We start from the raw sequence: 20641 nt of genomic DNA, 5'->3' as shown, positions 1-20641 counted from the left end.
GATCTGTAATGATCACAAATGTCTGCGTCCGGATCTCCTGATTTTAATGATCCTGCCGAACAAGCCTGAATGCTTGACGGAAACCTCAATTATCATTTCAAAATGTTTTGACATTCCAAAACAACGTTCCGTCAGCGATCTGGGAAGTTACGACACTATTATTTTCCCCCGCCACCTGTGCGGCCAATATTTGCTTCATAAAAACGGAACAACCATTTATTGATGAAGCCATGAAAACGTTAAGCACATTTCTGATGATTCTTTTTTATTCCATTGCCCTGCGGGGGCAAACGGTGAACACCATTTCGGGCACGGTGAAGGATACCGGCAATGAGGTTTTGCCCGGCACCACGGTCCGCCTGATTAGAGCGCAGGATTCTACATTTGTCAAGGGCGAAATCACCGACGTATCCGGAAAATTTCGGGTAACGGGATTTGAAAACGGAACTTACCTGCTGGACATAACTGCATTGGGTCAAAAGCGGTTTGTCAGTCTGCCGTTGACGCTGGACAGCGCGCATCAGACCATTGTTTTGCCGGTCATCATCCTGCTTCCCGCTAAAAGTGTGGAATTGAAAGAGGTGACCGTGAAGGCTAAAAAGCCTTTGATCGAGCAGCAAATTGACCGGACCATTGTAAATGTAGAATCGATGATCAGCAGCGCGACAAGCAATACGATGGAGGTTTTGGAAAAAACACCTGGCGTATCGGTGAGCAGCAACGGCGAGATCAGCCTGAATGGAAGAAGCGGCGTGTTGGTTTTGATTGACGGCCGGAGCACTTATATGTCAGGCGCGGACCTGGCGGCCTATCTTAAATCGTTACCTGGTGGACTTCTGGATAAAATTGAACTGATTGATAACCCATCGGCCAAATACGACGCGGCCGGTAATGCAGTAATTGATATCCGCCTGAAAAAGAACCGGATCGGCGGGCTGACCGGGAGCATGTCTGCCGGGATGAGCCTGGGCAGATACGCCAGAAGCAATGATGCGCTCAACCTGAATTACAGCCGCAAAAAAGTAAATCTGTTTGCAAACCTAGGTTACGGCTATGAAAAGAATTATGGCGAAGACGTATTTGACAGGCGATTTTACAATGCATCATCCGACCTGATTTCTTCTGTGGATCTGACCAATAACCAGGTTTACAAAAACAAAAGTATCAACGCCAACTTTGGGCTGGACTTTGCCGCGACGCCGAAAACGACTTATGGGTTGATCTTCAATTTCAATAATGGGAAAAGGAATGGGGTGTTTGCATACGATAGTAAGAATTATGATGCCGCACATCAGCTGGCAGTGACGGGTTCGGGGAGTACGAGGGGCGGGGATAAGCGGGATAATACCGGCGTCAACTTCAATATGCTGCACAAATTCAATACGGGCGGAAGAGACCTTTCTGTGGATGTCAACTATCTGCATTACCTTAACAATGGAAATCAGCTTTTGCAAAACCGTGCATTTGAGCCGGACGGAGCACTTTTGGAACAGGAGGATTTCAGATACCGCGTCCCCTCAGACATTCACATTTACACCGCCAAGGCCGACTATGCGCACCCGCTTCCAAACAAAGCCAAAGTGGAAGCCGGTTTTAAATCGAGTCTGATCAAAACAGATAATGTGTTCAACTACTATAATTTGAAAGAGGGCAGTGAGACGCTGAACAACACCCAATCCAATCATTTTAAATACAGTGAAAATATCAATGCGGCTTATCTGAATGGACAGAAATCGTGGAAACGATTGGGTTTGCAGCTTGGCCTGAGGGTAGAAAATACCAATATTGAAGGTAATCAATTGGGTAATGAAGAAGTGGCAGGGTCCGCATTTACCAAACATTATACAGGCCTGTTCCCGAGCGCTTACCTGAGCTTTAAACCAGATAAAAAAAAGTATAATACGCTGGGTTTGATGGCTGTGAGGAGAATCAGCCGACCTAATTATCAGTTGCTTAACCCATTCCTTTTTCTGCGCGACCAATATACTTACAGCTCAGGTAATCCTGACCTGAACCCGCAATACCAAAGCCGCCTGGAATTAAAATACCAGAGAAAGCAATGGCTGAATATGGGATTGAGTTACAATCGATTTAAAAATTCCATATTTCCAACCACGCAGACGCTGGATACGATTTTCTTAAATAAGCCGGATAACATTGCGGGGGGATTTATGGTACTGCTCAACACCAGCATATCCGCATCGCTTGCCAAATGGTGGTATACCAACACCACCCTGCGGCTTTCCAGGGTTGGGCTCAAAGGGAAAGTGCTGAATGCCGATCTTGATTTCAAAAGCAACATTGCCCGGCTGGAATTGAATAACTATTTCACATTAGGAAAAACAGTATCAGCTGAACTAAGCGGCTACTACGCAAGCCGCGACTTTACCGGCCAGACAGTCACCAGCGGCATGTACCGCCTGAATGCATCGATCCAGAAAAAGATATGGGATGGGAAAGGAAGTATCCGGTTATCCTTTGACGATATCTTCCACTCCTGGGTTTACCACAACCGCTCTATTGGGTTGATACAATCGGAGTATTTTCAAACCAACAGAACGGACACACAGCGAATTGGACTTGCATTGACCTATCGCTTTGGAAAAGATACATTTACGAGAAAGCGGAGACATAACAACAACGCCTCGGATGAGGAGAAGGAGCGGATTTAACCGAAGTTATTACAAAGCTATTTTCGTTAGATAAATGGAAGGATCCGCAGGATAAAGAATTTGCCACCCACCCAAATGCTCCCGCTTGATTTGTGAGAAATTCAGACAACAAATTTTTCACACTTAATTTTTATTGAAATGATCAAGTTTAGTAAGGGAGTACGCTTATCCATTGGCATTTCCTGCTTAGCTGGAATGCTGTTCATGACCGGTTGCTCGAAAGAGGAGGCGCAAGCGCCGCAGCCGGAAGTAGGGAAAGTTAAAACTGGGGAGGAAATGCGAGGGATTGGCCTGTACTTTCCTCCTACCATCGGAGCCCCCTGTATTAAATGTGGACCGTACGGATGGACTGCAGATAGTTACACCCATGGAATATCAAGTTACAAGTATTTATATGGCAATCCTGCGACGGAGTGGGAAAAACAATTACCTGCCTTTTTGCCTGGTTCAAGCTCAGTATTTACCATGTACAGTTCCGGCGGCACTGCTATCGCTAAAATCGAAGGGTTGACTCCGGGTAAAAAGTATAAGTTAACCTTCGATATTGCCACTTCTAAGGTGAAAGGGGAGAACACTAATTATGGTGGCGGCGCAGATATAAGGGTTTTCAACGACTATTATGAGTCTTACAAGTATGTAGAATACGCTTCGCTGAATGGAAATTGGGGAAAACAGGAGTTCATTTTTACTGCAAAAAAAGATTCAGATCGTTTGTTAATACATAGTCTGTCTAGTGACGGAACTTACTTTTACACGAATCTGCATGTAGGATCAAATGCAATTCAAGAGGTACAGTAGCAGGATGAAAACAGAAAACGGCCGCTATTCTCAAAATAGCGGCCGTTTTCTGTTTTATTAAATAACCTATTAAGCCATTTCCATCTTCGCCCCAAATCTCTTCCGGTCATTCTCTTCCAGATAGATCTTCCGCATACGCATGCTTTGAGGCGTCACTTCCAGATACTCATCTTTTTGAATGTATTCCATCGATTCTTCTAGAGAGAAATTGATTTTCGGAGCGATCCTTAATCCGTCATCCGTACCCGAAGCACGCATGTTGGTCAGTTTTTTCGCTTCCTGAAGGTTTACCACGATATCGTTCGGGCGGTTGTGCTCGCCGATTACCTGGCCACCGTAAATTTCATCGCCCGGCTCCACGAAGAAACGGCCGCGGTCCTGTAATTTATCGATGGTGTAACCCGTAGCAGGTCCTGTATTTTTAGAAATGATAGAACCGCTGATACGTCCTGGAATTGGGCCACGATAAGTACCGAATTCCTTGAAACGGTGCGTCATCACGGCTTCACCTTGTGTCGAAGTCAATACGTTGGAACGCAGACCGATCAAACCCCTTGAAGGGATCAGGAATTCAAGGTGCTGCAAATCGCCTTTTGGCTCCATGATCAGCAACTCGCCTTTACGCTGAGTAGCTAATTCAATTACTTTACCAGCAGTCGATTCAGGAACATCCACTACCAATGTTTCGATTGGTTCCAGACGCTCACCGTTTTCATCTTCTTTGAAAAGCACCTGAGGCTGGCCCAGTTGCAATTCGTAACCTTCGCGACGCATGGTTTCAATCAAAACCGACAGGTGAAGGATACCACGTCCGAAAACAAGGAATTTGTCTTCGGTATCCGTTGGCTCAACACGCAGTGCAAGGTTTTTCTCGGTTTCCTTCATCAAACGGTCACGCAAGTGGCGAGATGTCACAAACTTTCCTTCTTTGCCAAAGAATGGGGAGTTATTGATGGTGAACAACATATTCATCGTTGGTTCATCCACCGCAATACGGGCGATCGGCTCGGGGTTTTCAAGATCAGCGATCGTGTCACCGATTTCGAAATCTTCAATACCAGTTACCGCGCAGATATCTCCGGCTGTCACTTCCGATACTTTCACGCGTCCAAGACCTTCAAAAGTCTGAAGTTCTTTTACCTTCACTTTTTTGATCACACCGTCAGCCTTGCAAAGCGACAATGTTTGTCCTTCCTTGATGGTTCCGCGTTTCACGCGACCGATCGCGATACGGCCAACGAACGCATTGTAATCCAGAGAAGTGATCTGCATTTGCAGGGTACCTTCGTCAATCACCGGTGCCGGGATGGATTCGATGATGGTGTCCAGCAAAAATGTAATGTTATCAGTGGGGTGCTGCCAATCCGGGCCCATCCAGCCTTGTTTTGAAGAGCCATAAACGGTCACGAAGTCGAGTTGATCTTCGGTAGCGCCCAGGTTGAACATCAAATCAAAGACGTTTTCCTGAACTTCCTCAGGACGGCAGTTTTCTTTATCTACTTTGTTTACGACCACGATTGGTTTCAAACCTAAATCGATGGCTTTTCCCAATACAAAACGTGTTTGGGGCATTGGACCTTCAAATGCATCGACCAGCAACAATACGCCATCCGCCATTTTAAGTACGCGTTCCACCTCACCACCAAAGTCTGCGTGACCTGGTGTATCAATTACATTGATTTTGACATCTTTGTAACGCACCGATACGTTCTTAGAAACAATTGTAATCCCACGTTCGCGTTCCAGGTCGTTGTTATCAAGGATCAGGTCGTCAAATTCCTGATTGTCCCGAAAGAGCTTAGAAGCATGGATGATTTTGTCAACCAAAGTGGTTTTACCGTGGTCAACGTGCGCAATGATTGCGATGTTACGAATGGCTTGCATTTTTCTTTTAGATGAATTGTTTACGATCCATTTAACCTGTAACAGATTGGTTAACAAGAACCGCTGTGTTTGTTTGACTGAAGTTTCGTCAAATAAGGTGCAAATGTACGACTTTTTCCCTGAATAACAGTATTTTACAATTAATTTATTGTTAATAGCTGAAAAAGAGGCATTAGGCTAGGAGAAGTGCAAAAAGTGAAGAAAAATATCAGAATGTTTCAATTTTGGACTCTGACATATTGTACAGGTTATCGGGGTCAAAATCGACGCGGTTATCTCAGGTTAGTGTGCCATAGGAGTCCAGCTGCACAGATTTGGAATAATCTGGATCAGAAAGACGGCTAACCAGGCCGCCATTTATCTCTTTATATTCTTTAATCATATTTTCCAGGTTAACGCTTCGTACCTCGCCTGTACTAAATAAACAGGCAATCGTGTAATCCTGAATCGATACTATCTTTTTAATGTAGTCTAGCATGTCAGCTGAGCAGGATTATTTTATCCCACGACTTAATCTCCTTGCCTAAGTTTTCAAAGTTTTCCAGCAATTGCTCCTCATGTAAAATTGCCCGTGCCTGAACCAGTTTCAACTGTTTGACCGGAAGGTAGCCTTCAATAAGCTCGGCAGTTTGAATCCCGATGACCGCTTTGTAGTCTTGGAACTCGGCGTGAAAATGAGGAGGATGATGGTCATCAAAAAACATTCTGATAATGATTTCGTAAAAGCGGCTTATTTCTGGCATAATGAGTGTGTGTAATGAGGTCGATAGACAGAGCTACAAGGCATTCCGATTAAATAATTGTCTTATTAACGATTAGATATCAGAATTTTGCAATCGCCTTCTCCTTTTACGTTCTTTGTGAGAACTGACATACCACTAAATTTCAAAATGAAGAAAAATCGAATAGCCGGGTTGTTGCTGCTTGGAACAATCCACGCGTTTGCTCAGGACGACGCGACCAAATACGCCGGAAGCATTACGCCGGAAGATTTGAAGAAACACTTAACGATCATTGCCTCAGACAGTCTCGAAGGACGGGATACCGGATCTCCCGGGCAGAAGAAGGCCGCTGAATATGTTTCCAAATACTATAAGGACTATGGTTATCTGCCTGCTGCCACGGCCGCAGATGGTTCGAAAAGCTATTTGCAAAAATATAATCTGTACAAGCGCAGCTGGGGTGAAGTTTATGTCAAGGCAGGTGGTACGAAGTATGAATTCAACAAGGATTTTTTTCTCAATGGACTTATCGACGTACCTCAGGAGGCGGGCTCCGCGGTCGTAATGGCGGGCTACGGTATTGAGGATAAGGGTTATAGTGACTATGCCGATCTGGACGTGAAAAACAAGTCGGTTGTCATTTACGAAGGCGAACCAAAAAATGGAGGAGAGAAATATTGGTTGAGCGGTAACAGTGAAAGAACCAAATGGAGTGGCCCGGTTAGCTGGAAGGAAAAAGTGAAAGTGGCAAAGGAAAAGGGAGCCCTATATGTTTTCATTGTCACGGATAAAACCGGTGAGGATTGGAGCAAAGAAGTCAGACAACATGCGGTGATGACCAGGAGATTCAGCGCCCCTACTTTGAAGCCCGTTCAGGAAAACCCGGAAAATCTGGCTGCATTTGTTATATCTCCTGAAATAGCTGCGCAGATCCTCGGCAATTCCGTTCAAAAGCTGGATGAAAACAAATTGCAGATTGATAAATCGGGCAAATCGTCCTCAAAGAAAATAACAGGTAAAGTAAGTTTACTTGCGGCGAGGGTCAGCGATACGATAGACACTGAAAATGTGGCTGCTTTTATGGAGGGCACGGACAAAAAAGATGAGGTTCTGGTCATCAGCGCGCATCTGGACCATATTGGAATCTCTCCCAATGGTGAAATCAATAACGGTGCCGACGACGACGGATCGGGGACCGTTTCGCTGCTCGAAATTGCACAGGCATTCAGCAAGGCCAAGGCAGATGGCAAAGGCCCCCGCCGAAGCATTCTTTTCCTGAATGTGACCGGTGAAGAAAAAGGGTTGTTTGGCTCGGAATATTATTCTGAGAATCCCTTGTTCCCTGTCGAAAAAACGATCGCTGACTTAAACATTGATATGATTGGGCGGGTTGATGAGGCGCATAAAAGTGATCCGAAATACGTGTACCTGATTGGTTCGGACAAGCTTTCCTCCAAGCTCCATGAGATCAGTGAAGAAGCCAATAGGAAGTATGTGAACTACAAGCTGGATTATACCTTTAATGATCCCAAAGACCCAAACCGCTTCTATTACCGTTCGGATCATTATAATTTCGCCAAGCTAGGTATTCCGGTTATTTTCTATTTCACCGGCGTCCACGAAGACTATCACAAGCCAGGTGACGATGTGGAAAAGATCATGTTCGACAAGCAGTCTTCGATTGTAAAACTGGTTTTCTACACGGCCTGGGAGCTTGTTAACAGAGATGAACGGATTGTAGTAGATAGCCACAAGCAATAATTGACTGATATGCGAAGGATTTGGTGGGGTTTACTTTTTTGTCTTTTTTCCAGTTACGGCCAGGCGCAAAAGCCGACTGAAAATTCGCTGCTCTGGGAAATCAAAGCGCCAGGGGCAGAGAAGCCCTCTTACCTTTTCGGGACTATACACCTGATTTGTCCCAAGGATTTTTCATTAAGTGATTCCCTGAAAGCCTCTTTGGCGCGCACCCAGCAGGTAGCTTTGGAAATCGACATGGACGATCCGGCCATGTTGACGACCATGATGAAAAGCATGAATATGAAGGAAGGAAATGAGTTGAAAAAGCTGATTTCTGAACAGGAATATGCGCGCCTAAGTCAGTTTTACAAAGATTCCGTCGGGATGGGGATTCAGATGTTGGAGAAGGCCAAACCTTTTATGCTGATGGGGCCGGTTTTTAGTGCGGTACTGTCGTGCCAGCCGCAATCCTATGAAATGGCTCTGGTTGAACTGGCTGCAAAGCAAAAATCGGAAGTGATTGGAATTGAAACGCTCGAAGAACAAATGGCCATTTTCGATTCAGTCCCCTACAAGGATCAGGCAAAAATGATCCTGACTCTGATTGACAGCTTACCCTCTGCTAAAAGGGAATTTGCCAAATTGATCTATTTGTATAAATTTCAAAAAGTGAACGAGTTATATGAGATGACGATGAAAAGCGAATTCGGAATGGAAGGGAATGAGGAAATAATGTTATTTGCAAGAAATCAAAAATGGATTCCCAGAATGAAAAAGATAATCTACGAAAAACCGACTTTTTTTGCCGTAGGCGCCGCGCATTTGGGTGGAGAAAGAGGGGTTATCGCATTATTGCGGAAAGAGGGGTATCAGGTTAGGGCTGTGCGTTAGTTTAAGGCAACCAGGCAGATGCTAATAACCGTTATACTGCGACCGATACAAATTATACCTGCTCAGAATGAAATCTCTGTTACTACGTGAAAATTTTTGCAGCGTATTTTTGCCTTTCAAATCTAATTTCTCGCCGATCACATATCGCATATTTTTGAAAGTACGCTTTTTCAGGTTCAATGCGATCATAATGTCCTGATTGCGAAATTCATCTGCCAGTAAGACAAGTATTTTCCATTCTGTAAGTTTTAACAGCGAAAAACAGTCTTCGGTGAACTCAGTTCGGCCAATTGCCGGTAGGGTAGGGAGTGTCATTTTTAGCGTGTGAATGAATGATTAAAAGGGATTCCTTTTTACACGCTGAGCAGTTGTAGAAACAAATATATGGAGAGATTTTGAAAATTAATTTGATCAGAACACCTCAATTTTTGACATGTTTCGAGACTAGGGTAATTCAAAATAATTACAGGTGATCAAAAGGCCGAAATCCATTTCGTCAGCCAATCCGGCCTGAAAAACAGGATCAGTATAGCCAGGCCGAGAATTCCCGCTACCAATTTACCAGTTAAGCTTCTGTTCATCAGAAGCTCGGAGTGCTTTGAATTTTTGAAGAATAACAGGTAGGGAAACTTCAGATAGTAAGCCAGGGAGATCGCAGCATTCAGTATCCCTCCGATCAGCAACCACAACATCCAGGGAAATTCCTGTTGGCGATAACTTTCCCAGAGGGCCGAAAATATCAGCAGTTTAGACGTGAATCCGGCAGTGGGTGGAAGGCCTGCCAGCGCAACCATTACCACCGTCAGGATACCCGATACCCACACGGCGTGCCTACCTAGTCCTTCATAATCAGCAAGCTGTGTTTCAGCACGAGGCTGCAGTAGATCAATCAGGAAAAAAGCGCCGAGGTTGACGATTACGTAGACCGACGCGTAGAAAACCGCGGATTCAAATCCGAAACGGTTATAGGCGGCTACCCCGACCAGCAAATAACCAGCCTGAGCAATGGAGGAGTAAGCCAGCAATCGTCTTGCATTGGTCTGCCACAAAGCAGCTACATTTCCAACAGTCATACTGATCAACGCAATTCCTCCCAGAACCGGGAAGTATTGGGCAGGTAAAATACCTGCCAGCCGCATCAAGACTAATATCACTGCGGCCTTCGGAGCAACTGATAGAAAAGAAACCAGGGGTGTCGGCGCGGCTTCGTATACATCCGGCGTCCAGACGTGAAAAGGGACCAGCGATAGCTTAAAAAGTAATCCGGCAAGCGTAAGTACAATGGTGACCGTTACTACGAAATTGGGATTATTGGATAAGCCGTCTGTCATCATTACATTGGTAATGTCGAGCGTGCCCGTCAGACCGTAAACAAATGAAATCCCGTATAACATCATGGCTGAGCTGGCCGCGCCAAAAAGGAGGTATTTGATTCCGCCCTCCGCAGCTTTTCTATACGGGGACAAGGCAACCAGTAAGTAAGAGCTGATAGAAACCAACTCTAATGAAAGGTATATCGACAGAAAATGTGTGGACATACTCAGCAGGTTCATGCCCAGCACGGCGGCAATCAGTAGTGCGTGATATTCGGGAGGAAAATCATATTTGAGGATACGGACGTGGATCAGTGTGAAAATCCAGGAAAATGTAATGAGGATTTTAAAATAAACGGCCTGTTTGTCAAGAAATAATAAGGGGTGGAAGCGGAATGAGGGTTCGTCATTCCATTGGCCTAAAAGTATTGCCAATGTGACAATACCTCCTGCCAGCGCAATGTTTTGAAGGTATATGGACGTTTTAGGCTCTTTAAACCGTTTCAGGAAAAGCAATTCAGAGAGAAGAAAAAGGCAAAAAAGAAGGGCCAGAAAGATTTCCGGAATGATTCCGGCCAGACTTTGGCGTATATCTATGAGCTGTTCGCTGATATCCAATGGAACGGGTACAATTTTTTTGGCAAAAGTACTGAAAGATGACAGGGAATCTAAACTCTCCGGTTTCCAGACTTCGAACTTATCAAATTAACCAACTTAAAACATGAAATATTTACGAAGATTTTTTTTGCTATCGCCCATGCTGATTGCATTCGCGGTTGTTGCGCAGGATTCTACGGGACTTTCAGGTACACCATATAAGGAAACACAAGCAGGCGGTGCGAATTCGACTTATCTGTTCAAAGAATGGTACACGGGAAGTGTAAGGACTAATGACGATAAAGTGCATGACGGCGTGAAGCTGCGGTATGACCTGGCGAAGGACGAGCTGGAATACATGATAGATTCCAGTATGTACAGAGTTTCGACGGGGATTACGGAATTCAACCTCCCATCGGGCACTGATTTGTATATCTTCAAAAACGGCTATCCGGCGGTTGCCGATTATACTGGTAAGAGTTTTTATCGGTTGCTTTATGATGGAAATACGAAGCTTTTGAAGAAATACGCGAAGCCAATCCAATTGGAAAAGGCGTCTGCTACAACCAATATCGATCCTTCCGCCAAGCTTTACATTTTAAAAGACAACAAGATGAATCCTGTAAACCTGAGCGACAGGAATAGTTTTCTCAAACTGCTTTCGGATGAAAAAAACAAGATGCAGTATGTGATCCGCGAAGAACAGCTTGATTTCGCCGGGGACGATGACCTGATCAAGCTGCTGGAAGAATACGATTCTTACAAGGCGGGAAGAGGAGGTAACTAGCTATTTCTCAACCACCCAGCTATTGGCATTGTTGTATTTCGCCTCCAAAACGATCTTATAAAAGCCGGAAGGATATTTACTGATATCTATTTCGGCTTTTTCATTGGCCACCTCGACCTCATCCATGAGATAATAAAGATCGCGACCGCCAGTCTTGAAATTATTTTTAGTGCTCAGCCAGATTTTCGCTTTTCCTTGCTTCTCAATAGCTTTCCAGGAGAGCGTAATCTTGCTTCCTTCTTTTGCAGTTTTCAAACTGGTAGCAGATATTTTGCCGGCAAAAGGGATTCCGTCGATCTCAAATGATTGCTCTTTTGGGATATTGATTTCCATATGTTTGGCGACTGTCGGCATGATATCTACGATGCCAGGCGTGTTTTTGAAGGATGCATTCAAATCCTTTGCATTGGTGACGATCCAGGTGCCACGTTCTCTGTCCGACTGCCCGCCGTGACCTTTGCCGTCTTTTGGACTGCGGCCGTGATCAGTTGTGACTACCATCAGCCAATCTTCGTTGAATGTTTTCTCGCGATACGAAATCGCTTTCCAGATTCGGCCCATCTGATCATCCATCATTCCGATGGCCTTGTGGAATTGCTCGCTGTCGCCGTAGCGGTGACCCATGTCGTCGGTAAATTCGAGGTATACCCACGACATATCCGGTCCTTGTTCCTGAATGTAGGCGGCGGCCTCATTCACTACTTTTTCATCAATGTTGTGAATGTACTGGGCAGTTTTGTCGTGTGGGAAATGTACAGTATCCAGTTCAAAACCGTCGAAAGAATAGTCCAGGCGCAGTTTTTCGGTTTGCGGAAGTCCTTCTCCTACGAGTTTTGTACGGTTATCCAGCCAGGTAGAAAAGACGGCAGTCTTCTTATGCGGATACTGGCTTTCAAAAAAGCGGAATAACGTCCAGTAATTGTAATTCGGGTCCTTGATATCGTTATCCCAAACATTGTGTTTGTTGACCCAGGTACCGGTGAGCAAACTATTGTATCCTACTGCTGAAATCGTCGGTGTTTGCGAATAGGTATCTTTTCCACCGCCTACATAAGCACGCGTGTAGCCGCCCACTTTGGTGATCGCGTCCAGGTTGGGCGTCGCGACTTTTTCCTTGCTATCGCTTGAGATACCGTCAACGATGACAAAAAGCGTTTTTTTAATTTTTGATTGGGCAAAAACGCTATTGCTGGAAGTTGCTATAATTGCGAGGGAAAGCAGGGTAGGGAGATATCTTTTCATAAAGGGATGCAGTGGTTCTGGAACAAAAGATGCCCTCAAAATAAAGGTAAAATTACCGGATTTGAAGGCATTGAGAGACTAAGAAATTATTAACAATATCAAGGATTGGCAGGCTGTGCTGGAATCACTTCCTCTTTTTTCTTTTTTCCAAAAACATAAACCAGCCCGAAATGGCTTTTCAAAACCCCGCTGTCAAATTTGTCCTTCACATAGGGATTCAATTCCAATGCGACCTGGATGTTGCGGTTTTTAGGTAAAGGAGATATTCTCGCACCAAAATTCAGCGAGTATCCGTCTATTGTGATCAGATCTGCATTAGCGTCCGCAATGCGGTAAAGCGGATTCAATCGCACGCCGCCACCCAGGTACCATTGCACCACCTCGCCTCTTTTGAGGTTGATGATTGGCAAAATGTCTACACTGAGGCTGCTGAATAAGGAATTGGTCTGAAAACGGGCATCCAGCCAAACTGCTTTCCGGGAGTTGGTACTGATGGAAAGCAGGCTGCTCCACGGATAATAGCCCACGGAAGCCTGCGCTTTCAATGTTTCAAAACTGCAAAGGAATAAAAGAGTGACGACTAGCAGGAGTTTCTTCATTTTATCGACGTACTGCCTTCCCTAGTTTGCCCGCAGCCTGCATGGTATTCATCTTCTTCATCATCCGGCGCATTTCGTCAAATTGCTTGATCAGGTTGTTCACCTGCAAAATCGAAGTTCCGCTACCAGTCGCGATCCTCTTTTTGCGGCTTCCGTCGATAATATCCGGATTTTCGCGCTCTTTTTTGGTCATCGATTGGATAATGGCCTCAATGGGTTTGAAGGATTCATTGCTGATATCCAAATCTTTCATCGCACTTCCCATCCCGGGGATCATGCCGATCAGATCTTTCACATTACCCATTTTCTTGATTTGCTGCAATTGGCCGAGGAAGTCGTCAAAATCGAATTTATTCTGACGCATTTTGGCGTTGATGCGTTTCGCTTCGTCTTCGTCAAAAGCCTGTTGCGCCCTTTCAACCAGCGAAATCACATCACCCATCCCCAGGATCCTGCTCGCCATACGATCGGGATAGAAGGAATCCAGGGCCTCCATTTTTTCGCCGGTACTGATGTATTTGATCGGCTTATCTACAATCTGGCGGATCGATAATGCCGCTCCACCTCTCGCGTCGCCGTCTAATTTGGTTAATACAACACCGTCAAAATCAAGTCTTTCATTAAATGTTTTGGCAGTATTTACCGCATCCTGGCCGGTCATCGAATCGACCACGAAAAGGATCTCGGACGGCTTTACTGCGGATTTGATGTCCTGGACCTCCTGCATCATTACCTCATCAACCGCCAAACGCCCCGCCGTATCGACGATCACAATCTTTTTGCCTGTTTTTCTGGCGTGGGCCACCGCATTTTGGGCAATGCTGACAGGATTTGTATTTTCTATTTCTGAAAAAACTTCTACGCCCACCTGCTCTCCTAATACTTTCAGCTGGTCGATCGCCGCCGGGCGGTACACGTCGCAGGCAACAAGCAGTACCTGGCGGCCTTGTTTTTTTAGAAGCGTAGCGAGTTTCCCGGAGAAAGTGGTTTTACCGGAACCTTGCAACCCAGCGATCAAAATCACTGCCGGATCGCCTTTGATGTTGATTCCTTCGGCCTGGCCGCCCATCAGTTCGGTCAGCTCTTCCTGAACGATCTTGACGAACATTTGTCCGGGCTCCACGGAGATCAATATCTTCCTATCGAGCGCTTTTTCGCGGATACGGTCGGTTATTTCTTTGGCAACCTTGAAGTTAACATCGGCGTCGACCAATGCTTTGCGCACCTCTTTGGTAGTGGCGGCAACATTTATATCGGAGATCCTGTCCTTTCCTTTTAGTGTGCGGAAGGCGTTGTTAAGTTTGTCCTGTAAGTTTTCAAACATGGAATATGCTGTATGATTCTGATCCTAATTCAAATAATTCACAAAGGTATAAATAAAATAAGGAGTACAGGAAAGGGAATCCTGCACTCCTATCAATTCAATAAGCTTATTTATTTCCTGAAAACTAGTTTTTCGACTTAAACTTCGCGGCAATCCAGCGGAACATTTTCTTTTCTTTTTCCCAGAAAAATGAGAATTGGCCCAATAAGAAGCCATATAAAAGCAAGAGGCTTTGGTAAGTCGGGAAAATGAAGAGGATGTAAGTGACGGTTTTCAACCACATCGGAGTGGCGTTGTCGTAACCCAGCAAATGAAAAAGCCCTTTGCGTAACCAAACTACGGACGAGCCTGACAAGCTGAACACCGCCAATACCAGTAAAACCTGCCTGGTTGTTTCCAATCCCCATCTTTCCTGCATTTTACCCAACCAGGGCTGCGCACTTTTTTCTTCCCCTTGCATATATATTGTTAATTGAACGTCTTAAAATTTTCACAAAGAAACAACGCGATGCGCATTTATCCTTGACTTTAATGAATGTTTAATCCTGATTTTAGTCATCGGAAATGCGCCATTTAACGAGTACCAAAACGGCCTTTTCTACTTGCATTGCCTCATTTGATTTTCAAAAATACCAGAAAACCAAGGATACCGACCACGAGCACGCTGGCGGCGGCGAAAGTCATAATTCCGTCGCGCAGGTTTTTGCCCAGAAAATCGAGGTAGCTGTATTTGTGTAAAAATGCAAAGCTGAAACCTTCGCGCCGGTTGCCGTCTTCCACTTTGGTAGAGAGCCTTGCCGTAGTCGTCTCAATATAGTAAGTAGTATGCTCAGGGGTATCATAAGCCAGCTTTACGACTGGCAATCGTTTGTTAACGAACCCATATTCGCCTGCAAAACTCGTAACCAACGATGCTTTCTCCACCTCCGCATCCGAGATAGGAGAGGAAATCTGGGCTTCCATCAAGTCGCAGCAGCTTGCTGCATTGCGCTCCTCCTGGGCGGCAAATTTGCGGGAAAGGTATTTGGCGAACTTGATATTCCCGTCGGCCAGGATTTTTCCATCTTTGATATTGGTATAATCAATGACCGTCTTGTCCGTTTCCCAATCTTTCCGAACGGTTTGCCAGAAGATATTCTCGCCCCATTTGACAATCGCAATATTGGAAACGCCTTTCAAATCAATAATCGACGCCTGGGCTACGTCCTCGGTTTTGATGACCGGATCGTATACATATTTTAAACGTTCATCCGGATCCAGCTTTTGTAAAGCATGATAGGCGCCGGAAAAGGCGAATGTGAAAGTTACTATGCTCGACCAGATGCCAATAGACCGATGGTATTTTCTCAAAGTACTGCGACTGTTTCCGGATTTTGCGGGTTTGAATTTTTTCCACATCAAACCGTAAATCACGATGCCGGCGACTGCAGAGAAAATGATGAGGCTCAGAAAAGTGACCATCAAAGTAATCCGGAGGGTGTTATTGACGATCAAATCCATAAAACCCCAATTATGGAAGGTTCCGAAAATCCAGATAAACGCCCTCCTGCCACCATCATTAAATGTTGCAAACCGGCTTTGGGCAGTTTCGACATAGATATCCATTTTACGGGAGTCGTCGAAACTGATTTTCCAGACAGGCAGGTAGCGGTTGACGTATTTGTACTGGTCTGTGAATGAGGTCAGCCGGGTACTGGACGCGATCGGAGATTTCTGATCTCCCAGCATAAACCGCGCCATGTGCTCCGCATATTTTCGATCGCCTTCCAATAGCTCTTTGCCGGTTATTGCATTGAAATACCGAAGGTTGTCTGTGATGTCTTTGACCTGGAAATAACTGTTTCCGTCAAATTTGACCAAGCGAAAATTCTTGAACTCGGATATTTTGTTCTGAATCAAAACTTCTCCCAATTGCAGTTTCACATCTGCGGGAGTCAGTTTTTCGGGTTGGTAAAATTCCTTTGCGATGCTGGTTTTGAACCAATGAGACATAAATGGGTGCATCACCCCGGAAGCCGTCCAGAAAATCGTCGGAACGATTGCGAGGAGGCCCAGTATCCGGTGCCAGCGGTAAATATTCCTGCGGACCACTTTCCCCATCCTGCTTTTCAGGGAATCTTTTGGTTTGATTTCTATTTCTCCGATCATGGTATTATTTTTTTCCGGTGAAAGTGTATTGGACGCCAAAAACGAATGTCCGCGGGGCCGCTGCATTGTAGGTGGTGCGGTCGGTAGCATTGTTGCCGCGGGTTGCATTGGTTGCGTAAAGCACGTCGGTGAGATTCAAAATGTTGGTAAACAGCTCAATGCCTTTCCAATGGTAGCCAAGCCGGGCATTCAGGACATCATAACCTTCGTATTTGACGGTATTGACCTGATTTTGATAGTAACTCGCCACATGCTGCCACTCCACTGACGAGCGGAAATTCCTGAACCATTTGGGGTAGTAACTTAATTCGGAATTCCAAAGCCAGCGCGGTGCGGAGGGCATATCCTTACCATTTACATTCTTGATTGCATCGGATTCCCTGTTGCTCAGAGTGAACTCGTCGTAACGATGTATGGCGCTGGTACCGCCGAAACGTAAGAAAAATTCCTTGGTAGGCTTGTAGGTAATCCCAAATTCCACGCCGCGGTGCAAGGTTTTTCCCGCAGAAAGGTAATCGTAGGAATTGTCAGGCAGCCTGATATTCAGCAGCTCATTGCGGCCGTTCATTTGGTAAAATGCCAGGTCAACATATACCTTATTGTTCAGCAGCGCAGCCCAGCCGCCAATTTCAGCATTATTGAATTGCGCGGGTTGCAAATTGTAGTAGAACATATCTCCGTTGGGCAGCGGGGTGGTTCTTTTTCTGAAAATGGAGGTAAGCCCGGGAGGCGAAAAGCCGGTTGAATAATTGGCATAAATCCCCTTTCCTTTGCCCAGATCATAGGTAGCGCCAACTTTCGGAGTGACTTTGCTGTAAGATTTGCTGCCGGAAGTTTTGTCCAGAAAATTGGTGTAGTTAAAGGACATCCTGTCGTAACGCAAACCGGCAGAAATACGAAGTTTTGGCAAAATCTCGAAATCGTATTGGAGATAAGCTGCCGCATTTTTGATATCTGCATCGTAATCGGCATTCTTATCATTGGGACGTTCTTTGACGATCGTATATTTTTCAACAGACTTTTTATCCGCCCTGAGCTGGGCCGCCAAATCAATCTGGTAGGACCAATAGCTCGACGGGGAAAAATCCAGAACCGTTCCCGCGATCAATCTGGAATTCAGAAAGCTAAATCGATGGCTATGCTGTGCAATCACGCCAATACTTTTGAAATCACTCGAATTTACCTCTCCGATTGCGGTCGACTGGCCGGACACCCATCTGATCCCATAATTGGGATTTTGTCCGTGCTCATTTTTGCGGGCAAAGGCGGTAATAAAACTTTGGGAACCGTTTTTCCAATCTTTTTCAAACGTAAGTCTGCTTCTCAGGGAGTTGGATTTGCGGTATGTGAAATCGGTTGTGCTCACATACTTACGCGAGTAAAACGCTACGCTATCCACACTTCCGCTCGTCTGCGAGTCGTATTTATTGTAAGAAAAAGTGTAGATCAGCCTCGCCGATGGATTGAAATGATATTCCAGCCTGACATTGAGCGAGTTTTTGTCGTAATCGGAGCTTTTCATCCAGCTGTCCCGTTGGCGTGCTACAAAGCCGCCTACGTAGATACCGAATTTGCCCGTCATTCCCCCAGCCCCATATTGCAGCCGCTTATAACCCCATTGATCGGCCTGGATACCGATCTTGGCAGTAGGTAAAATGGTAGGTCGCTGGGTAATGAAATTAACTGCGCCACCCACAGCTTCCGGGCCATAAATAGAAGAAACCGGACCTTTTACAACTTCCACCGAACTGATCGCAAACTGGTTAAATTCAAGAATCGAATTATGGTTAAAAATACCCATGGGACGAATCGGGACGCCGTCCTCCATGTACAGAAAGTACGAATTAGTCGTAAAAGGCTGCCGGATCGCCATCGAATGCTGTTCATTGCCCAGGTTAACCATCATGACACCGGGCACTTTGTTCACAATTTCATACATCGCTGTTGGCTTGGCCTCGTCGATCATCCTGGGAGTTAACTTGGAGATGGCGATCGGACTTTCAGTGCGGAGCGAAGCCTCACGATTGCCGGTAACGACTACGGATTGTAAATTCTCAGTGGCCGATTCAAGCCCGATAGCCACGGCTTTTTCATGGCTGACGGTTATTTCCTTGGCTGAAAAACCAATGCTGGAAATTTTAATCTTCGCATTTTCAGGATTTCCGGGTAACTCGAAAAATCCGTTGTAATCGGTTGTTGTCCCAATGTTTGAGGAAACAAGTTGTACGGTTGCGCCAATAACAGGCTCTTTGGTTTGGGTATCGAACACTTTGCCGTGGATGGTTTGCGCAAATGATGTTACAGCGAAACCACACAGGACGAGTGCCTGTAAAAATATTTTCAGGTTCATTATGATTTAGATAAAAGATAAAAATTCATTCTGGTCGATGCTGACTTATGAATTCATCTTTTTGGGCGGGCGCAAAAGGGAAGTAACTGGTGCAGAATAAAGGCTCAGCTGGTGAAAGAATGCCTTTTTTTCGGAAAGAGTGAAAGCCGGGGAGTCAAAAGTATAAGCAAAAACAGAGGGTACAAAAAGCTGGATAACCGGCGTGTTCTGTACTTTTTCCGATGTTTCCTTGTCCTGTTTCTCCTGTTGTTGTTTCAGTTTTTTCGCGAGATAGCATTTACCATTGCAATGCAGCTGGGGCTTATCCCGGTTTTCGCAAAGGACTTTGGCAATGTATTCCCGGTTCAGTTTAAAATAGGCGATCGTTCCCCACGGCGTGAGCGTGGGCAGCAGTATTGAGAAAAGCAATATATAGGATACAAATATTCTCACGCTTAAAAGGATGTTCCTATTCCTGGATCTGAAAAACGTTTGTCTGTGATAAATTGATCGTCATTTAATGTTTTCAGAAATGCAATGATCGCCTGCTTTTCTGTTGCTGTAATTGCTATTCCACGTTTTTGACCAGCTACCTGTAGCAACGGATCCAAAGAAGGCGATACAAAAATGCTGTCTTTGCTGGTGCTTTGGTCATTGGCATAGTGGCTCAATACTTCCTCCAATGTGGTAAAACGGCCATCGTGCATATAAGGGGCAGTTAATCCAATGTTTCTCAAACTCGGCACTTTGAATTTCAGTCTGTCTGCCTCGTTCAGGGTAATCGCATATCTTCCCTGATCATTGATTTTATTGGGTATCAAACCATTATTTCGGAAACTTTGATCTGTGAAAAGTTCCGAGCTGTGACATGTGCTGCATTTCTGCTGGAAAAGCGTTAAGCCTTGCTTTTCCAGTGCAGTTAGTGCCGATGCGTCGCCTTTTAAATAGTAATCATAGCGGGAAGAGGCGGAGACCATCGTCATCATGAATTGTGAAAGTGCCTGCATCATTTTATCCGATGTAATTTCATCGGTACCAAATGCCGCTTTAAACATTTTGGGGTAATCAACCTGCTTGGCGGCACCCGCAACCGGCGTTTTCTTTAATTTCTCAATTACATTACCAACGCGTTCCCCCATTTCTACCGGATTTTGAATGGGAACAGGTGGCACCATATCCAGATCGTGCACGCCGCCGTCCCAGAAAAAGGAAGTATTCCAGGCCAGGTTCTGAACTGGTGGTGCATTTCTGTTTCCCAGCAAATCGTCCACGCCGTGACTCAGGTCGTGGCCATGGTGCGTGAAAGCCGAAGCTTGCTGATGGCAGGTACCGCATCCGATTTTATCAGTCCGGGATAGGATACCGTCATAAAATAAGAACCTGCCCAATTCCACTCCTTCCACTGTGAGAGGATTCTTGGAGATATCATAAACCGGATCGGGAAAGTAGGATGGCTTGGTCCATTGCAATGGGGTAGGCTTGTCGGTGTCTGGATCAGGCTCGGGATTTTCTGGATCTTTATGGCAGGAAGCTGTTACCTGAAACAGGCAAAAAAGCAAACCGCAAAAAAGTAAAATCCTTTTCATTGAATTCAA

Annotated in this window: 18 protein-coding genes; 5 read left to right on the top strand and 13 right to left on the bottom strand. The window is 45.3% G+C overall.

Annotated elements, in window-relative coordinates; all coding sequences use genetic code 11:
• Positions 1-230 precede the first annotated feature (230 nt).
• Together AC1XUF_RS18175 and AC1XUF_RS18170 are read left to right on the top strand one after the other, a co-directional pair.
• On the top strand, positions 231-2672 hold the full coding sequence (locus AC1XUF_RS18175; protein WP_483343248.1) for an outer membrane beta-barrel protein: 2442 nt from the start codon (positions 231-233) through the stop codon (positions 2670-2672).
• 138 nt (positions 2673-2810) lie between these two features.
• On the top strand, positions 2811-3470 hold the full coding sequence (locus AC1XUF_RS18170; RefSeq protein ID WP_483343247.1) for a hypothetical protein: 660 nt from the start codon (positions 2811-2813) through the stop codon (positions 3468-3470).
• A gap of 69 nt (positions 3471-3539) precedes the next feature.
• Here the strand turns inward: AC1XUF_RS18170 and typA are convergent, their stop codons facing one another.
• From typA to AC1XUF_RS18155, 3 genes are all read right to left on the bottom strand, one after another.
• Positions 3540-5354: a translational GTPase TypA gene (gene typA, locus AC1XUF_RS18165; RefSeq protein ID WP_483343601.1), complete on the bottom strand. Its 1815-nt coding sequence runs from the start codon at positions 5352-5354 to the stop codon at positions 3540-3542.
• Between the two features lie 277 nt (positions 5355-5631).
• Entirely contained in the window at positions 5632-5832 is a 201-nt protein-coding gene (locus AC1XUF_RS18160) for a hypothetical protein (RefSeq protein ID WP_483343246.1), read from the bottom strand.
• Position 5833: 1 nt separating this feature from the next.
• Positions 5834-6097: a DUF4160 domain-containing protein gene (locus tag AC1XUF_RS18155; protein ID WP_483343245.1), complete on the bottom strand. Its 264-nt coding sequence runs from the start codon at positions 6095-6097 to the stop codon at positions 5834-5836.
• 147 nt (positions 6098-6244) lie between these two features.
• Between AC1XUF_RS18155 and AC1XUF_RS18150 the strand changes: the two genes are divergently transcribed.
• Both AC1XUF_RS18150 and AC1XUF_RS18145 read left to right on the top strand, forming a co-directional pair.
• Positions 6245-7837 (top strand): M28 family peptidase, encoded by a 1593-nt coding sequence (locus AC1XUF_RS18150; protein ID WP_483343244.1) that lies wholly within the window; start codon positions 6245-6247, stop codon positions 7835-7837.
• 9 nt (positions 7838-7846) lie between these two features.
• Positions 7847-8707, top strand: coding sequence for a TraB/GumN family protein (locus AC1XUF_RS18145; RefSeq protein ID WP_483343243.1), 861 nt, complete (start codon positions 7847-7849; stop codon positions 8705-8707).
• Positions 8708-8728: 21 nt separating this feature from the next.
• Here AC1XUF_RS18145 and AC1XUF_RS18140 read toward each other — a convergent pair whose 3' ends face one another.
• Entirely contained in the window at positions 8729-9022 is a 294-nt protein-coding gene (locus AC1XUF_RS18140) for a hypothetical protein (RefSeq protein WP_483343242.1), read from the bottom strand.
• A gap of 158 nt (positions 9023-9180) precedes the next feature.
• Positions 9181-10638 (bottom strand): NADH-quinone oxidoreductase subunit N, encoded by a 1458-nt coding sequence (locus AC1XUF_RS18135; RefSeq protein WP_483343241.1) that lies wholly within the window; start codon positions 10636-10638, stop codon positions 9181-9183.
• A gap of 103 nt (positions 10639-10741) precedes the next feature.
• Here AC1XUF_RS18135 and AC1XUF_RS18130 point away from each other — a divergent pair, with 103 nt between their 5' ends.
• Complete coding sequence (locus AC1XUF_RS18130; protein ID WP_483343240.1) at positions 10742-11404, top strand: hypothetical protein; 663 nt, start codon at positions 10742-10744, stop codon at positions 11402-11404.
• Here AC1XUF_RS18130 and AC1XUF_RS18125 read toward each other — a convergent pair whose 3' ends face one another.
• The 8 genes from AC1XUF_RS18125 to AC1XUF_RS18090 all read right to left on the bottom strand — a co-directional run bounded on the left by AC1XUF_RS18125 (position 11405) and on the right by AC1XUF_RS18090 (position 20632).
• Positions 11405-12646: an alkaline phosphatase family protein gene (locus AC1XUF_RS18125; protein WP_483343239.1), complete on the bottom strand. Its 1242-nt coding sequence runs from the start codon at positions 12644-12646 to the stop codon at positions 11405-11407.
• A gap of 98 nt (positions 12647-12744) precedes the next feature.
• Complete coding sequence (locus tag AC1XUF_RS18120; protein ID WP_483343238.1) at positions 12745-13245, bottom strand: hypothetical protein; 501 nt, start codon at positions 13243-13245, stop codon at positions 12745-12747.
• 1 nt (position 13246) lies between these two features.
• The gene (gene ffh, locus AC1XUF_RS18115; protein ID WP_483343237.1) at positions 13247-14569 is read right to left on the bottom strand and encodes a signal recognition particle protein; all 1323 of its coding nucleotides are present in this window, start codon (positions 14567-14569) and stop codon (positions 13247-13249) included.
• Between the two features lie 124 nt (positions 14570-14693).
• Entirely contained in the window at positions 14694-15029 is a 336-nt protein-coding gene (locus tag AC1XUF_RS18110) for a DUF6787 family protein (protein ID WP_483343236.1), read from the bottom strand.
• A 152-nt stretch (positions 15030-15181) separates the two neighbouring features.
• The gene (locus tag AC1XUF_RS18105; protein ID WP_483343235.1) at positions 15182-16717 is read right to left on the bottom strand and encodes a PepSY-associated TM helix domain-containing protein; all 1536 of its coding nucleotides are present in this window, start codon (positions 16715-16717) and stop codon (positions 15182-15184) included.
• A 4-nt stretch (positions 16718-16721) separates the two neighbouring features.
• The gene (locus AC1XUF_RS18100) at positions 16722-19067 is read right to left on the bottom strand and encodes a TonB-dependent receptor (protein ID WP_483343234.1); all 2346 of its coding nucleotides are present in this window, start codon (positions 19065-19067) and stop codon (positions 16722-16724) included.
• 45 nt (positions 19068-19112) lie between these two features.
• Positions 19113-19499, bottom strand: coding sequence for a hypothetical protein (locus tag AC1XUF_RS18095; RefSeq protein ID WP_483343233.1), 387 nt, complete (start codon positions 19497-19499; stop codon positions 19113-19115).
• A gap of 2 nt (positions 19500-19501) precedes the next feature.
• Positions 19502-20632 (bottom strand): cytochrome-c peroxidase, encoded by a 1131-nt coding sequence (locus AC1XUF_RS18090; RefSeq protein ID WP_483343232.1) that lies wholly within the window; start codon positions 20630-20632, stop codon positions 19502-19504.
• Between the last annotated feature and the right edge of the window lie 9 nt (positions 20633-20641).

The organism is Dyadobacter sp. HNCC25DJ185, from assembly GCF_056895195.1.
This window is presented reverse-complemented; position numbering and strand designations above follow the sequence as displayed.

Coding starts and splice junctions, on each gene's coding strand:
- AC1XUF_RS18105 (WP_483343235.1), bottom strand. CDS start 16,717: ATGATCGGAGAAATAGAAATCAAACCAAAAGATTCCCTGAAAAGCAGG.
- AC1XUF_RS18150 (WP_483343244.1), top strand. CDS start 6,245: ATGAAGAAAAATCGAATAGCCGGGTTGTTGCTGCTTGGAACAATCCAC.
- AC1XUF_RS18160 (WP_483343246.1), bottom strand. CDS start 5,832: ATGCTAGACTACATTAAAAAGATAGTATCGATTCAGGATTACACGATT.
- AC1XUF_RS18110 (WP_483343236.1), bottom strand. CDS start 15,029: ATGCAAGGGGAAGAAAAAAGTGCGCAGCCCTGGTTGGGTAAAATGCAG.
- AC1XUF_RS18100 (WP_483343234.1), bottom strand. CDS start 19,067: ATGAACCTGAAAATATTTTTACAGGCACTCGTCCTGTGTGGTTTCGCT.
- AC1XUF_RS18155 (WP_483343245.1), bottom strand. CDS start 6,097: ATGCCAGAAATAAGCCGCTTTTACGAAATCATTATCAGAATGTTTTTT.
- AC1XUF_RS18170 (WP_483343247.1), top strand. CDS start 2,811: ATGATCAAGTTTAGTAAGGGAGTACGCTTATCCATTGGCATTTCCTGC.
- AC1XUF_RS18175 (WP_483343248.1), top strand. CDS start 231: ATGAAAACGTTAAGCACATTTCTGATGATTCTTTTTTATTCCATTGCC.
- AC1XUF_RS18145 (WP_483343243.1), top strand. CDS start 7,847: ATGCGAAGGATTTGGTGGGGTTTACTTTTTTGTCTTTTTTCCAGTTAC.
- ffh (WP_483343237.1), bottom strand. CDS start 14,569: ATGTTTGAAAACTTACAGGACAAACTTAACAACGCCTTCCGCACACTA.
- AC1XUF_RS18125 (WP_483343239.1), bottom strand. CDS start 12,646: ATGAAAAGATATCTCCCTACCCTGCTTTCCCTCGCAATTATAGCAACT.
- AC1XUF_RS18130 (WP_483343240.1), top strand. CDS start 10,742: ATGAAATATTTACGAAGATTTTTTTTGCTATCGCCCATGCTGATTGCA.
- AC1XUF_RS18120 (WP_483343238.1), bottom strand. CDS start 13,245: ATGAAGAAACTCCTGCTAGTCGTCACTCTTTTATTCCTTTGCAGTTTT.
- AC1XUF_RS18140 (WP_483343242.1), bottom strand. CDS start 9,022: ATGACACTCCCTACCCTACCGGCAATTGGCCGAACTGAGTTCACCGAA.
- AC1XUF_RS18090 (WP_483343232.1), bottom strand. CDS start 20,632: ATGAAAAGGATTTTACTTTTTTGCGGTTTGCTTTTTTGCCTGTTTCAG.
- typA (WP_483343601.1), bottom strand. CDS start 5,354: ATGCAAGCCATTCGTAACATCGCAATCATTGCGCACGTTGACCACGGT.